Annotated in this window: 11 protein-coding genes and 1 tRNA gene; 3 read left to right on the plus strand and 9 right to left on the minus strand. The window is 63.8% G+C overall.

Features of this window, described 5'->3' with window-relative positions:
- Positions 1–81: 81 nt before the first annotated feature.
- The 7 genes from D2V04_RS12930 to D2V04_RS12960 form a co-directional block, all read right to left on the minus strand.
- Positions 82–1,779 carry an N-acyl-D-amino-acid deacylase family protein gene (locus tag D2V04_RS12930; protein ID WP_228766430.1) on the minus strand — a complete coding sequence of 566 codons (1,698 nt, stop codon included), beginning with the start codon at positions 1,777–1,779 and terminating at the stop codon, positions 82–84.
- Positions 1,780–2,154: 375 nt separating this feature from the next.
- A complete protein-coding gene (locus D2V04_RS12935) occupies positions 2,155–4,878 on the minus strand; it encodes a M16 family metallopeptidase (RefSeq protein ID WP_119514073.1) in 2,724 nt (907 codons plus the stop codon).
- A 63-nt stretch (positions 4,879–4,941) separates the two neighbouring features.
- Positions 4,942–8,424 carry a TonB-dependent receptor gene (locus D2V04_RS12940; RefSeq protein ID WP_182849752.1) on the minus strand — a complete coding sequence of 1,161 codons (3,483 nt, stop codon included), beginning with the start codon at positions 8,422–8,424 and terminating at the stop codon, positions 4,942–4,944.
- A 96-nt stretch (positions 8,425–8,520) separates the two neighbouring features.
- A complete protein-coding gene (locus tag D2V04_RS12945) occupies positions 8,521–9,531 on the minus strand; it encodes a FecR family protein (RefSeq protein ID WP_182849753.1) in 1,011 nt (336 codons plus the stop codon).
- Complete coding sequence (locus D2V04_RS12950) at positions 9,528–9,983, minus strand: RNA polymerase sigma factor (protein WP_228766431.1); 456 nt, start codon at positions 9,981–9,983, stop codon at positions 9,528–9,530. The genes D2V04_RS12945 and D2V04_RS12950 overlap by 4 nt, the downstream gene beginning before the upstream one ends.
- Positions 9,984–10,147: 164 nt before the next feature.
- Positions 10,148–10,672: a DUF1993 domain-containing protein gene (locus D2V04_RS12955; RefSeq protein ID WP_119514294.1), complete on the minus strand. Its 525-nt coding sequence runs from the start codon at positions 10,670–10,672 to the stop codon at positions 10,148–10,150.
- 154 nt (positions 10,673–10,826) lie between these two features.
- Positions 10,827–10,917: transfer RNA gene (locus D2V04_RS12960), tRNA-Ser, on the minus strand.
- A gap of 266 nt (positions 10,918–11,183) precedes the next feature.
- On the opposite strand from D2V04_RS12960, the gene D2V04_RS12965 reads away from it, so the two are divergent.
- Entirely contained in the window at positions 11,184–12,152 is a 969-nt protein-coding gene (locus D2V04_RS12965; RefSeq protein WP_119514077.1) for a peptidylprolyl isomerase, read from the plus strand.
- On the opposite strand, the gene D2V04_RS12970 is transcribed toward D2V04_RS12965, so the two are convergent.
- Both D2V04_RS12970 and D2V04_RS12975 read right to left on the minus strand, forming a co-directional pair.
- The gene (locus tag D2V04_RS12970; protein ID WP_119514078.1) at positions 12,149–12,514 is read right to left on the minus strand and encodes a VOC family protein; all 366 of its coding nucleotides are present in this window, start codon (positions 12,512–12,514) and stop codon (positions 12,149–12,151) included. The genes D2V04_RS12965 and D2V04_RS12970 overlap by 4 nt on opposite strands.
- Positions 12,514–14,601: a RelA/SpoT family protein gene (locus D2V04_RS12975; RefSeq protein WP_119514079.1), complete on the minus strand. Its 2,088-nt coding sequence runs from the start codon at positions 14,599–14,601 to the stop codon at positions 12,514–12,516. Before D2V04_RS12975 ends, D2V04_RS12970 begins: the two co-directional genes overlap by 1 nt.
- 97 nt (positions 14,602–14,698) lie before the next feature.
- Here D2V04_RS12975 and D2V04_RS12980 point away from each other — a divergent pair, with 97 nt between their 5' ends.
- The gene (locus tag D2V04_RS12980; protein WP_119514080.1) at positions 14,699–14,926 is read left to right on the plus strand and encodes an AbrB/MazE/SpoVT family DNA-binding domain-containing protein; all 228 of its coding nucleotides are present in this window, start codon (positions 14,699–14,701) and stop codon (positions 14,924–14,926) included.
- A gap of 9 nt (positions 14,927–14,935) precedes the next feature.
- The gene (locus D2V04_RS12985) at positions 14,936–15,334 is read left to right on the plus strand and encodes a type II toxin-antitoxin system death-on-curing family toxin (protein ID WP_119514081.1); all 399 of its coding nucleotides are present in this window, start codon (positions 14,936–14,938) and stop codon (positions 15,332–15,334) included.
- Positions 15,335–15,427 lie beyond the last annotated feature (93 nt).

A 15,427-nucleotide genomic window follows, 5' to 3' on the forward strand; every position in this document is an offset into this window, starting at 1 on the left:
TTCCCATTGTTGCGTTGGCCGCAGCCGGCAGAAATCAGCTGAAGATGGCTCCCGCCTCAGCTGGAAAAGACCGAAGACAATTCAGCCCTCGCAGGCACCGCCATCAGGCCATCCGGTCCATCCAGGTCCTCGAACGACACGCCCCGGCTTCGCACCGGTATGTTCTCCAGCGGACAGCACCTGCACGCCGTTGATGAATACCTCGGTCACGCCGGTCGCATATTGGTGCGGCTGCTCGTAGGTCGCGTGATCGGCGATGGTGGCCGGATCGAAGATCACGATGTCGGCAAAGTTGCCGACGGTCAGGCTGCCGCGCTGGCGCAGGCCGAGATTCGAAGCCGGCAAGGACGTCAGCCCACGTATCGCCTGGGCCAGCGGCACCGCCTTTTCCTCGCGCACATATTTGCCGAGCAGCCGAGCGAAGTTCCCATAGGTCCGAGGATGTGCCGCACTGTTCAGCACTTCCCCCTCGGCGGCAGGAGCCGCCGCATCGGATCCGAAGCTCATATACGGAAGGCTGGCCTGGCGGACGACGTTGTCTTCGGACATCATGAAGTAGATTGCGCCGATCTCGCCATCCTCAAGCACGAGGTCGATGGCAGTCTCCTCCGCGCCCTTTCCGCGCATTGTGGCGATCTCGGCCAGCGTCTTGCCCATCAGCGGCTTCAGCGCGGGACTCTCCGAACTCACCAGCAGAATACCCTCGGCGCCGGCAGCGCGCAGGAGGTTCTCCCAATCGCTTTCGGTTGCGCGCATCTCCTTCAGCACCCTGGCGCGGGTTGCGGGATCCTTCAGCCGCTCGACCATGGCGTCGCGGCCCCCGTCCTGCACCCAAGGGGGAATCACCGCATCCAGACCGGTTCCGCCCGCCGTGTAGAGATACATGTTGGTGGTAAGCCTGACGCCCGAACGACGCGCCTCTTCTATCTGCGCCACGATTTCGGGCAGCCGGCCCCAGTTGCGTTTTCCCGCAAGCTTGAGGTGATAGATCTCCGCCGGAAGGTTCCCTTCCCGCGCAATCGTGATCACCTCATCGATGGCGCTGCCGATATCGTCGGCTTCGGAGCGCATATGGCTGATATACATCCCGCCACAGCGGCCCGCTTCTTCGGCCAGGGCAACGAGTTCGCGCGTCTCGGCGTAGTTGCCGGGGGCATAGATCAGCGCGGATCCGACCCCCATCGCCCCCTCTTCCATGGCATTGCGGACGAGCGCGCGCATCCGGCCAAGCTGTTCGGCATCGGGATCGACGTCCCGTTCGCCAAGTTCGTGAATCCGCACGGTAGTCGCACCGACGAAGCTTGCGACGTTGGGCGAAACGCCTTTCCTTTCCAGGAATTCGAGATACTCGCCCAAGGTGGTCCAGCCGACGGTGCCGCTTTCACCGATCTGCGATTGGAGGTCCTCACGCATCGCGTCATTGATCGGCCCCATGGTCCAGCCTTCGCCGAACACTTCGAGTGTCACCCCCTGGCGGATGTCGGACATACCGCGGCCATCCTCGATCAGGGAGCGATTGGCCCAACTCAGCATGTTGATGAAGCCGGGGGCGACCGCGTTCCCGGCGGCGTCGATCTCCTTGCGCCCCTGACCGCGGACCATCCCGATCGCCACGATGCGATCGCCTTCGACAGCCAGGTCGCCGGGGTACGGTGCGTCGCCGCTGCCGTCATAGATTGACCCGTTGCGGATCACGAGATCGTAGACCGTCGGATCCTGCAAGGTCTCAGGCGTCGTACAGCCCGCGATGGTTGCGAGAAGCAGTGTGGCCGCAGACAAGCGCGCGGTCCTGGATGATAATTTTTTCATCTTGATGGTACGCCCCCTCCCGCCTGAACCTGTCCTCCGCGTTCGAGAGGCGCTCATTATGTAGAATATATCTACAATTGAGACATTATGATCCTAATTGGAGACGTGTCAAACGTTGGCGCACTGGCGAAAACTTCGCATGCGGTTGACCACTGGTAGCGAATGTCTGCTGCAAACAAACGATCCGAATGGCTTCACCGGTGCCACACGGTTTCATGACGAATGTCGATCCCGCTCGAAACAGCAAGTTCCCCCATGCCTCATGCGCAGTGCAGAGGCCGGAGCTTGCGAATGAGGGCAGCCGAAATGGCGGCTCGGATCATATGATGGACCGAGCCCGCCGGATCAGCGCAGCTTGCGACCTTCGGCATCCCAGACTTCGACCGGTCCGAGGCCGAGGTCACGAACGTTCTGTTCGATCTTCGAAAGGTCGCCGACGACCACCCAGGTCATCGCATCAGGCCGGAGTTCGGTCAGGGCCGTGCGCGTCACGACTTCCGGCGTTAGCGCCTCGTACTGGGCGGCCAGACCGGTCAACCATTCGTAAGGATGCTCGAAACGATCGACGTACCGTAGATAGCTGACCAACGCCTGGTTCGTTTCCAGCCGCCCAGGAAGGGCGAGAACTTCGCCTTTCGCAATCAGGGCCAGCTCATCCACGGTAGCAGGGCGATCACCGCCGATCTGGTTCAGCTCGCTCCGGATCTCTGCGATGGCCGCCGCTGTCTGGTCTGTCTGCACGCTGGTGGCGACACCGAAGGTCTGGGGGCCCCGACTCCCGCTGATGTAGCTGCTGGCGCCATAGGTCCAGCCCTTGTCCTCGCGCAGGTTCATGTTGAGCCGCGCGGTGAAGCCGCCGCCCAACACGTCGTTCATGGAGTTCAGTTCGAACGCGCCCTCCGCAAGGCCGCTGGGCATCAGTTCACCGACGCGAATGACTGATTGTATGGCGCCTGGTTTGTCCACCAGAACAACGCGGCTTTGCGCAGGATAGGAAATCGTATCGAGCGTCTTGGCGCCCTTGGGCGCTGCGGGCGGCTGCCAGTCGCCGAAAGCCTCTTCCAGTGTCGCGGTCAGCTCTTCGAGCGAGGTGTCGCCGGCGACATAGATCGTGGCGTTGTCCGGCCGGATCCAGGTCTGGTGAAAAGCGTTCAGATCCTTGCGGGTGAAAGAGCGGATCGTGTCGGCGCGGCCGGCAAGGATCGTGCCGTACGCATGATCCTCGCCGTAGATCAAATACTGGAACGTTCGCTGGGCAATGCTATCCGGATTGACGAGCGATTGCGAAAGGCCTGACAGCGCCGTCTCGCGCTCGCGCTCGATATCCTCGCTGCGGAAACCGGGGTTACGGATATAGTCTGCCCAGAGGCCGACGGATTCGTCGAGCTCGCGGGTCAGGCTCGAAAGATGGAAGCTCGTCTCGTCGCTATTGCCCGAAGATGCTATCCGCGCACCGAGTTCTGCCTGACGATCGGCAAACTCGGTCGCGGTGAGGCTCTGCGTGCCTTCATCCATCAGACCGGTGGTGAAGTTCAGGATACCGCGCGAGGCGTGCTGCTCCGCGGCAGAACCGGCATCGAAGACCATAGCGAACTCGGCCAGCTTGGTGCCTTCCTTGCGGATGAAGTTGACCTCGATCCCGTTCGACAACGTCGCCTGTTCCAGCGTCGGCATCGTGAGTTCCGGCGAAGGAGCGAGATCGGGCAACTTGCTGCGATCGACCGTCTCAGTCGCCGTCTGGAAGCGTCCGTAGGGAAGGACGGTGAGCGTGTAGGATGGTTTCCCGAGCCAGGTTTTCGCCGTCGTATGCGCCGCTTCCGCTGTCACAGCGGCGAACTCGCGCTCGCTCTCGGCGTACCTGCCTGGATCGTCGGCGAAGATCATTCCGTCCGCTAGAGCCATGGCGCGAACATAGATCGATTCGAACGCCCGGACGGTGTCGGCATAGGCGGTTGTCTTGGCCTGCTCGATCTCCTCGAGGGTAGGCCCCTCGGCAAGATAATCGCTCACCACGGCCGCTATCGCGCTCCTGGCCTGCTCGGGATCCGCTCCTTCCTTGAGCCGGACGCTGATGCTGAACACGCCGGCCACAGCCATCGACGTGTAGTTCGCGCTTGCCGAGGTGGCGATCTGCCGGTCCTTCACCAGCGCCTCGTACAGGCGGCTGTTCTTGCCCCTGCCGAGGACATGCGCGGCCATGCGCAGGGCGGCGCTTTCGGGCATGTCGCGGCCGGGCACGACCCAATCCCGCGAGATGGCGATCTGCGGCACGTCGTCGAGCATCGTGTCCTTGCGCTCGTCCGTCAGCACGGGCACCCATTTCTCGATGCGCTCGGTCGGCGGCCCTGCCGGGATGGCGCCGAAATACTTGCTCACGAGCTCGCGCCCCCGCTCGGCGGTTATATCGCCCGACAGGGCCACGACAGCATTGGCGGCGCCGTAATACTGGCGGAACCATTCCTTCACGTCATCGAGCGAGGCGGCGTTGAGGTCCTCCATCGAGCCGATCACCGAGTCGTGATAGGGATGCCCGAGCGGGAAGATCGCGGCCATTTCCCGGTTGTTCATCCGCCCGTAGGGCCGGTTTTCGTAAGTGCGCTTCTCGTTCTGGACAACCGAGCGTTGCTCGTCGAGCTTCTCCTGTGTCACCGCTCCCAGCATGTGCCCCATGCGATCGGATTCCAGCCAGAGCACCCGCTCCAACCCTCCAGTGGGCACGATCTCGTAGTAGTAGGTCTGGTCGAGCGAAGTCGCGCCGTTGACGCTCGAAGCACCGATTTCCTGGAGCGGAGGAAACCATTCGCTATCGTGATTTTCCGACCCGTTGAACATCAGGTGTTCGTAGAGATGGGCGAAGCCGGAGCGCCCCTCGGGCTCGTTCATGGCCCCGACGTTGTACCAGACGGCAACCGCGACCTTTGGTGTGGAGTGGTCTTCGTGAACCACCACCCGAAGGCCATTGGGGAGCGTGAAGTGCTCGAATGGGATGGCTTCCTGCGCGGTTGCCGTGGAAGCCGACAGGACTGCGGCAAATATACCGTAGGCGACGAGGGATTTGACAATGTTCATGTGAACTTCCGCAAAGTTGGTGAGGCGGCCGCTTGGGCGAGCGGCCGAAGCTGGGAATTCGGTTTAGAAGGTCGCCGAGAGACCGACCTTGAAGCTGCGCCCCCCAAGATAGGTCGCGCGCGTGTAGAATTTCGGCGCGCCGTCTTGTCCGCCGAAAGTGGTTTCGAGATCGGGGTCCGAGGTATCGTTGAGCAGATCGCTCGCTTCGAAAAAGATGCGGATGTTGCCGAAATCGGGGCGCAGATAGTACTCGGCGCGCAAGTCGAGGGTTTCGACGCTTTCGGTATAGACGCCTAGCCCGCGCGGCCGGAAGTCCAGTAGCGCGCGCGACTGATAACCGTAGGTTAGCGTCGCATCGATGTCGTACTTGTTGTAGGTTAGCGCCGCCGTGCCCGAGTGTTTCGGTTGCTGCGAGAAGGGCAGATCATCGAACTCGTAGACGTGGTCGGGATCGGGATCGTAGGCCCAATTGTAGCGATCGGTCCGAGAGCTGTCCGTGAAGGTATAATTCAGATAGACGCCGAAACCGCCCCACAGACCGGGCAGGAAATCGAAGCGGCGCTCGGCATGAGCCTCGATACCCCAGAGCTCCGCCACCTCGTCGCTGTTCACCGGGCTGCCGCCGGTGATGAACACCGAGCTCGGATTGTCGGGATCGAAATAGGGCGGACCATTGAAATAGGGATGGTCGGGTAGCGTCACCGCCGCCAGCGTTGCCGGACCGTTGGTGATGTTGGTCTGCAGCAGGTTGTCGATCCGCTTGTAGAACGCGCCCAGCTTGAAGATGCCCACGCCCGAATAGAGCTCGGCGCTTATATCGAAATTGTGCGTCGTGGCCGGCTTCAGATTGGGATTGCCGCTGTTTATCTGCAGGATCGGCTTCACCCCCTCGGGCCCGGGGATCGGGAAGTTGATGAACGAAACCCGGGTCTCGGCCGACAGTTGGCCGATCGAAGGACGCGCCACCGACAGGAAATAGCCGCCACGGAATATCAGATTGTCGGTCGCCCGGTAGTTGAACAGCACGCGGGGCAGAAAATCTTCCGCTACCGCGGTCTCCGTCACCAATTGCGTGAACGCGTTCTGGAAGATCAAGTCCACGCCAACACCGCCACCGTTTTCCGGCAGGATCGGGCCCGTATAGACCGGAAAGCTCAGATTGGTCGCTTCCAGCTTGGTGCGATTGTAGCGCACGCCGCCGATAATCTCGAGTTTGCCGATATCGATCCGGGTCTGAATATAGGCGGCGAAATTGGCCTCTTTCGTGTTCTGTTCACCTTGGTCCGGATGAGGTTCGATCGGCGTGAGCGTGAGCCCCGAACTGCCGGCGGCGAGACTTTCGAGATCGGCTACGAAATCGCGCACCTCCCGTTCGCCGATAGTCGAAAAGCCCGGTACGTCGATGCCGATGCGGGTCAGATTCGATGGGGTGAAATCGAGGCCCAGTGCGGAGACCGGCAGCCCACCGCCGATCTGCGTGCGAACATGGTCGTCGCGAAATTCGGCCAGTTCGTAAGAAGCGCCAAGCTCGACATAGTTCAGGAAGCCAGTGCCCGCATTCCAGCGGACGCTGCCATTGGCCGTGTAGCGGTCGTTGCTGCCGCTCGAGGTGTCGATCAGGCCACTGGCGTTCTCGATGACGAAAGCGCTCGGATCGTTGACCAGCGCCCAACCCGCGTCGCTCAGCAGCGGCAGCGGAATGCCGTTTCCACTTCGAGTGCCAAAGCCGGTGAGTATCCGCCCGGTATCGGGATCGACCGCCTCGGGCAGAAACAGGTCCGCGCTCGCGTCGCTTTCCGGCATGCGCAATTGCAGGTCGAAGGTGCTCGGATGGGTTTCGGTGCCCCGCGCATAGCCCGCGAGATACTTGATTTCGAACGCGCCGAGAGTGGTCTTGCCGGTGAAGCTATAGGTGTCGGTCACCTGCTTCACGTCGGGGTCGTAGCTGTACGTCTGTGACCGCGAGATGGCGGCGTTTCCCGGCGCGAGATCGAGGGCGAGCTCGGCGTTTGGGATACCGCTAGGCAGCACACCATATTCGGCGCCGGTCGAAAACGTGTCCGACAGCGAGAAGAAATCGGATGTCGATTCCGAGTGCTGGAAGTCCACCTTGAGGTTGGTATGGCTCGCGATCTGCCATTCGGCCGAAAGCGTGGCGGCGATGTTTTCCGTCTGGACGTGATAGAAATTGGTCCGCAGCCCGTTGGGATAGGCTTGGTCCTCCCCTTCGACGAAGGGAAAGATCAGCAGCGGATCGACAGCGTCGGCCTCGGTCACCGGATTGCCGCTCGCGTCTAGCGGCAACGTGCGGCCGAAATTAAGATTGCCGCCATTGCCGCCCACGTCGTAGCCGATCGTGCGATTGCCATGATTGCGGTACTGGACCGAGGCGCTCAGGCCAAAGTTCTCGCTCGCGCCGAAGGTCCCCGCGACCGTCCCTGAGGCGAGAAAGTCGTCGCCGAAATCCTTTGGCGTCATGCCGCCTTCGACGAGCAGATTGACGTAACGGTGCGGCCGGTCGAGGGGGGAGAGCGTCTCGATCTCGATCAGCCCGCCCGTGCCGGAGCTGTCCTGGCTGGGCAGTAGCGATTTGTGGATCGTGATACGGCCGACGGAATCGGCGAGCAGGTTTGACAAGTCGGCAGACCGACCAAGGCCGCTGCCCACCGGCAGGTTGAGACCGTTGAGCTTGACCGCGTTCATGTCCGGTTCCAACCCGCGCACAATCACATTGGTGCCGTCGCCGGTCACTGCATTGCGCTGAAATGCGACACCCGGGGCGCGGCGGAGCGCTTCGGAAATGGTGGTACCGGTGAAGTTGCCGAGATCGTCGGCGGCGAGGACATCGGAGTTGTTTTCCGCCGTTCGCTGCAGATTGAGGGCGATGGCGCGCGCACTGCGTGAGCCATAGACGACGATCTGGCTATCCGCCTGCGCGGTGGCGCTGATCGTCACTATCGCCAAGCTGGTTCCCCCAGGATCGACAGTGACGAGCTGCCTTACCGGGCGATAGCCGAGAAAGGAGACTTCCAACGTGTATTCGCCCGGCCGTACGGATGGAAACCGGAATTCGCCCAGTTCGTCCGAGCGGGTTTCGGCGCCGGTCTCGAGGATCTTGACGAGCGCACCGGCGACATTGCGGCCGCTGTCGGCCTTGACGACCTGCCCATCGAGCTGGCCCTGCTCGCCCTGCGCGGCGGATACCGGTCGGGTGCTGGCCGGCCCGCTCGCGCCGCCCACTATGAAAGCTCCGCTCGGTGTCGTGCGGATCGCCAGGCCGGTCGATGCGACAAGCCGCCGCAGCGCGGCCTCGGCATTGAACTCGCCCTTCAGCGCAGGAGCGCGGCGTTCGCCGATTTCAGCTTTGTCGAAGACGATGTTGGCGCCGCTATGCTGGGCGACGGCGAGGAGGGAGTCGGCCAAGGGCTGCGCTGGAAGATCGAAGCGATATTTATCTTGCGCAACCTGTCCTGTCGCCGGCTTCGCCTGCACCGGATTGGCAATCGCGAGTGCAAGGCAGGATGCCGCGCCCCCCAGAGCAATCATCTTCGATCCCATGTGCCCCCCGAAATGAAATGCTACTTCGTCTCCCTATGAAGCAGACGCACGGAGGCCCCAAAACCGACATCGAACTGCAAAATATTACATCCCCGCGGCGTTGCGGTCTCTTCGAAGCTCCACATTTTCCCCCTCGCGGACGGCTTGGAGCCCGTGCAGCGCTGCCACTGCGTGCGCAAAGGCCACCGGCTCGCGGGTATTGAATGCGCCGGAGACACGCAGGCTCGCGAGGCCGGGGTCCGATAGCGTGATCTGCGCGCCGCCATAGCGGTTCATTTCCGCCGTCGCCTCAGCCAGGGTCGTGTCGTCGAACACAGTCTTGCCTTCCCTCCACGCCGTCGCAGCGGCGAGCGCCGGCGCGTCGACGCGCGGCGGTGCCGCGGCGGAGACCGACCAGCGTTGGCCCGGATCGAGCACAATGGGCTTGTGCTTCCCGTTTTCGGTGCTGGAAATGGCTACGCTGCCCTCGATCAGCGTAACGCTGACGCTGTCGGCAAGGTGCCTGACCACGAAACTGGTGCCGAGCGCGACGATCCGCTCGTCGCCAGCGATCACCACGAAGGGGCGGTCGGATTCGTGCTGGACTTCGAAGAAGGCTTCGCCCTTGAGCTGCACTTCGCGCACGTCCTCGCGGTAGTCGACGGACAGATCGCTGCCCGTGTTGAGCGAAACCCTTGTGCCGTCGTCCAGAGTGGCCACCCGTTGCTCGCCGACCGGCACCGAGAACGTCTGCGGCCGATTGGCTTGCCCGATCAGGACCAAAGCGGAGACAAAGAGAACGAGACAGGCCGCGAGCAGCGCAACGCTGCGCGGGCGGCTCGGACGCCTTTCGGCCGCCGATCGCACGTCATTCCCGTGCTGTACCGCGTTGAACGGGGGATCCGCTTCAGCCATCAGCGCCGCCCCGGGGATCAGCTCCCAAACTTCGGTTGCGCGTTCGAAAGCCTCGCGATTGCCCTCGTCGGCGTCGAGCCAGGCTCGCAGACCGGCATGAACCGCCTCGGAGCAGGAATCCGATTGCAGCCGCGCAATCCAGGCGGCAGCCTCGGCCTCTGCTCGAGAGGGGGGTGACGGGAAGGTGGAAGCGCCGCTCACCAGTCTTTCATCCATTGCACGAGTTGCAGCGTCGCCCGCGCGACCTGCTTTTCAACAGCGGCGACGGTCATGGACTCGCGCCGCGCGATCTCCGCATAAGGGAGGTTGTCCAGCCGCCGCATGAGCAGAATGCGGCGCGTGCGGTGGGGCAGCTTGTCGATACCCTCTGCGGCGTGGAGGAGACGGATCTGCTGCTCGACGATCTGCGCCGGCCCGGGAGTCGTATCGGCGATGGATTGCAATTCGTCATTCTCACGAAAGCTCGTACGGCGAGACCGGCGCACCTTGTCGATAGCGAGATTTACGGCCGCCCGCACGAGCAAGGCTTCTTTCGAGCGCACGACATGGCGCCGCTCGTACTGATCGATCTTCAGGTATGCTTCCTGCACGCAGTCTTCCGCGTCCTCGCGCGATACGCCCCGCCGCATCGCCGCGCTGCGCGCCTTCGCCATCATTTCAGACAAACTCGGCATGGAAGTGTTCGACCTCCTCGTGACCAAGACGAAACTGTAAGCAGAACCCGACCAATTTATCGCATGTAATTTCGCTGCAGCCAGGCATCCCCGGAACCCTGCAATGCAGAGCGACCGCACAGCGCGGCCGGAAAACGTCTGCCTCAGGCCGATCTCGTGCGCAGCCGTCCCTCGTAATCGCGCTTACCCAGCGGGACGCCACGCGAACGCAGGATGTCGTAGGCGGTCACGGCGTGGAAATGAAAGTTGGGCAGCGAGAACGAGAGGATGAAAGTCTCCGAGGTGAACGCCAGCATCCGCGGGCCAATCTGAAGGTCCAGGTCCTTGCCCGCCCATCCGTTGACCTCGTCGGGAGTGAACGCTTCCAGCGCCGCTTCCGCCTTGCCGATCATGGCCTGCAAATCGGCGAACGGGACTGGCCCGACCAAGGCAGGCGGAGCGAACACGCCGGTCTTCAGGGCTTCTACGCCCCACACCGAGTGATGCCACGCCGCTTCAATCTGAAAATGGAAGGGGGCCATGTCGTCGAACAGGCGGGCGTTCACGAAGCTATCGGGATCGATACTCGTCTCCGCACAATGAATCGCCGCACGGTCGAGGAAACCTTTGATGGCCCTTACGGTCTGAAGGAAGGTCGGTACGCTGAGGTCATAGAGCAGTGTCGACATCGGTTTTCCTCGCTTCGAACGGCCCCGCAGTCTGTCCTTCAACAGCATGTAATCGAATAGCTGCAACGGCAAGATCGGAAGCTGGACGGAGCGCACTGGCCCAAAACGCCGCCAAGACGACAACGGCCGACGTCACCCGGCGAAGAAAGCAAAATGGCGGAGCGGGAGGGATTCGAACCCTCGATACGGGGTTGCCGTATACACACTTTCCAGGCGTGCGCCTTCGACCACTCGGCCACCGCTCCGCATGCCTGTTCCTGGCAGACGCGCGCACCTAGCGGGGGATCGGGGCCGGCGCAAGGCGTAGGCTTCATGTGGGGCGGAGCGGCTGCGGGATGGGGCGTGAAAAGGCGCTCCCGGGCGGCGCGGACTTGTGATAAGCAGGGTGCCGGTGGCGGCGCTGCGCGGATCGGCATTCCCTGCGAACGTTGCCTCCAGGAGCCCCTTTCCGCCCTCCAAAACGCGTGGAAAGGGGCTTTTCCTTGGGCCCCGCGGCTGGCAAGCTCGATCCATGAACACCGTCGTTCTTGCGCTCGCCGCAGCCGAGCTCGCACTCGCCCCCTCGATCGTTCCCCCGACGCCGGTGCCCACGGCCGGCCAGGAGGAAGCGGCAACCCCGCTCAGTCCCGGTGAGATCGTGGCCGCGGCGCCAGAGTCCGAGTGGGTCCGGATCGCGCCCGAAGACCTGCTGGTGATGACGCTCGCTCCCGATGCGGACGGCGATCCGCGGGAGGTCGTCATCCAGTTGATGCCCGCGCCCTACGGCGAGGGATGGGTCGGGAACATCCGCACGCTCGCCCGCGAACGCTGGTACGACGGGATCGCCGTCACCCGCGTGCAGGACAACTACGTGGTCCAGTGGGGCGATCCGAATGCGGAGGACGAGTCCGCCGCGAAACCACTGCCCGCCGGGCTGCGGACAATGAAGGAAGCCGACTACGTCGTGCCCTTCGGCCAAACCCGCCCGCGGCAGAGGGTCGTGATCATGTCGGACCCCTATTCCGACATGGCATTCTACGAGGCCGGGTGGCCGCTGGCGACGAGGGACGGGAACGCGTGGCCCGTCCACTGCTACGGCATGGTCGGCGTCGGCCGTGGCTATTCCCCCGATACCGGCTCGGGCGCCGAACTCTACACGGTGATCGGCCATGCGCCGCGCCATCTGGACCGCAACATCGCGGTGGTCGGGCGCGTGGTCGAAGGGATCGAGCACCTGTCCAGCCTGCCGCGCGGCACGGGGCCGCTCGGTTTCTACGAGGATCCGGCGCAGAACGTGCCGATCATCTCGATCCGCGTTGCCAGCGACCTTCCCGAAAGCGAGCGGCCGCGGTTCGAATATCTCTCGACCGAGGGCGCCACTTTCGAGCGCTATGTCCAGGCACGGACGAACCGGCGCGATCCGTTCTTCATCACGCCCGCGCGCGGAATCGACGTCTGCAATGCGCCGGTGCCGGTGCGGCGCGTGGCGGACGGCGGCTAGAGCCGCTGCATCAGTTCGATACGGTTGCCGAACGGATCGACGATGTCGCCGCGGACGTAGCCCTCGAGCGGTTTGCCCGGAGTGAAGGCCACTCCGGCGGTTTCGAGCCGGGCGGCAAAGCTCTCCAGATCGTCCACCAGCAGCGCGGGATGCGCCTTGTGCGCCGGGCGGAAATCGCGTTCGACGCCCAAGTGAATGTTCGCGCCGCCGCCCACGAACCAGCAGCCCCCGCTCACCGCGAGGTGCGCGGGCTTGGGCACTTCTTCGAGCCCGAGGATTCCAGCGTAGAACGCGCGCGCCGTCGGCTCCTCCCCCACGGGCATGGAGACCTGCACGTGGTCGATGCCGATCACGCCCGCCATCAGATGCGCTCCGCCTGGGCGACCGCATCGCTGGCACGCAGGGCGCTGATGATGCGGGTGAGGTGCGCGAGGTCCTGCACTTCCAGATCGAGCTCGTAGGTCTGGAACGGGCTGTCGCGCTGCGTCTGGTCGAGTGCGACGACGTTGGCGAGGTTCTGCGCGAAGATCGCCGCCATGTCGGCCAGCGTGCCGGGCCGGTCGTAGAGGATCACCCGCAGCCGGCCCACCGCACCCTGCGAACGCTGGCCCCACGACAGGTCGAGCCAGTCGGAGTCGATCCCGCTCGCCAGCTCGAGGCAGTCGATCGCGTGAACCTCCACCCCCTCGCCCGGTTTGCGCAGGCCGACGATGCGGTCGCCCGGAACCGGATGGCAGCACTTGGCGAGCTGGAAGCCGACCCCCGGCGTGAGGCCGCGGATGGAGATGACCCGCTCCCGCGCCGGCCACTCGGTCTCGGCGATCTTGGCGGTCGAGCCGGGGACCAGCGCCTCCATCACCTCGCGGTCGTCGAGCTTGGCCGCGCCGATCGCGTACATCAGGTCTTCCTCGTCCTCCAGCTCGAGCCGGGCGACGGCGTCGCGGATCGCCTTCTTGCCGATCTTGGCCGGTACGCGCGCGGCGATCTCGTCGAACAGCTTGCTGCCGATCTCCGCCACTTCGGCCCGCTCCTTGAGGCGCACCGCGCGGCGGACCGCGGCACGCGCCTTGCCGGTCACGACGAAGCCGAGCCACGAGAGCTGCGGTTCGGCATTCTTGCTCTTGATGATCTCGACCACGTCGCCGTTCTCGAGCTGCGTGCGCAGCGGAACGTGGCGGCCGTTGATCTTCGCGCCGACGGTTTGGGCGCCGAGATCGGTATGGACCCCGAAAGCGAAATCGACCGGGGTCGCGCCGATCGGAAGCTGGAACAGCGCACCCTTGGGCGTGAAGGCGAAGATGCGATCCTGGTAGATCGCCATGCGCGTATGCTCGAGCAGTTCCTCGGCATCGTGGCTGGCGTCGACGATCTCGATCAGGTCGCGCAGCCAGCCGACCTGCCCGTCGGGCCGGTCCGCCTGCTTGTAGGCCCAGTGCGCGGCGAGGCCGAACTCGTTGGTCCGGTGCATCTCGCGCGTGCGGATCTGCACCTCGACCCGCATCGAGTTCTCGTAGATCAGCGAGGTGTGGATCGAGCGGTAGCCGTTGGTCTTGGGCGTCGAGATATAGTCCTTGAACCGCCCGGGGATGAACTGCCAGGTCGTGTGCAGCACACCCATCGCGGCGTAGCAGTCGGCCTCGCTCTCGCAGATCACGCGGAAGGCCATGATGTCGCTGACCTGCTCGAACGGCATGTGGCGCTCGGCCATCTTGCGCCAGATCGAATAGGGATGCTTCTCGCGGCCCGAGACCTCGACCTTGAGCCCCGCTTCGGCCAGCGCCTGCTTGATCGCCAGCGCGATCGCATCGACCTGCCCGCCGCCCTGCTTGCGGATTTCCTCCAGCCGGCCGGTGATCGTGCGGTAGGCTTCGGGCTCGAGCTGCTCGAAGGCGAGGAGCTGCATCTCGCGCATGTATTCGTACATGCCCACCCGCTCGGCCAGCGGGGCGTAGATATCCATCGTCTCGCGCGCGATCCGGCGGCGCTTCTCCGGGCTCTTGATGAAATGGAGCGTGCGCATGTTGTGCAGCCGGTCGCCGAGCTTGACCAGCAGCACGCGGATGTCCTCGCTCATCGCCAGCAGGAACTTGCGCAGGTTCTCGGCCGCCCGCTCGTTCTCGGGCATGGCCTCGATCTTGGAGAGCTTGGTCACGCCGTCGACCAGCCGCGCGACGTCGGGCCCGAAGTTCTCCTCGACGTCCTCGATCGTCGCCAGCGTGTCCTCCACCGTGTCGTGGAGCAGCGCGGTGACGATCGTCTCCTGATCGAGCTGCAGGTCGGTCATCAGCCCGGCGACCTCGACCGGGTGACTGAAATAGGGATCGCCGCTGGCCCGCTTCTGCGTGCCGTGCTTCTGCACGGTGTAGACATAGGCGCGGTTGAGCAACGCCTCGTCGGCGTCGGGGTCGTACCCCTTGACCCGTTCCACTAGTTCGTACTGACGCAACATCGCAGGAAGGATGTGAGGATTACGCGGGTCGCCGCAAGTGTTTTCCGTGTGAGCGCAGTGAATTGCGATTCCGTGCAACAGGCGTTATAACACGAGTATGAACGCGACGCTCAAGATCACCCGCATCGGCAATTCCGCCGGGATCATCCTGCCGAAGGAGGTGCTGGCACGCCTCCGCGCTGGCGTGGGCGACGCGCTGTTTCTGACCGAAGCACCCGATGGCGTTCGCCTGACCGCAGCTGACCCCGATTTCGCATCCAAAATGGAAGCAGCTGAAGCGATCATGCGCGAAGATCGTGATATCCTGCGGGTCCTCGCCAAATAGGGACACGAGATGGGCGGAGAACGCGCGGAGCCGGTCTGGCTCGACAGCGAGATCGCGCTTGCGATTCATGACCGGCAGCTCGCGGAACACGGTGGCGGGCACGGCCTGCGCGACCGCGGGGCGCTTGACTCTGCCCTCGCACGTCCGGTCAATCGCTGGACTTATGGTGAGGACGATCGCGCCCGCCTCGCTGCAGCTTATCCTTTCGGCATCGCGCGCAACCATCCCTTTGCCGACGGCAACAAGCGCACGGCCTGGGTCATGGCGCGCCTGTTCCTGAGGCTGAACGGGGTCGAGATCGCCTTCTCGGCGGAAGATGCCATTCGCGCGGTTCAGACACTTGCGGCGGGCAAACTCGACGAGGACGAACTAGCGGACTGGTTGCGAGAGCGGGTGGTCACCGGCTGAACACCGCCGTGTGCTAAGTTGCACGGCGCGCAACCGTTGTTTCCCCGAATGGCGATATACGCGGGCTGCGATCTCGGCTAGGCTTTCAGCCGC

Source organism: Pelagerythrobacter aerophilus (assembly GCF_003581645.1).
Lineage (GTDB): Bacteria > Pseudomonadota > Alphaproteobacteria > Sphingomonadales > Sphingomonadaceae > Pelagerythrobacter > Pelagerythrobacter aerophilus.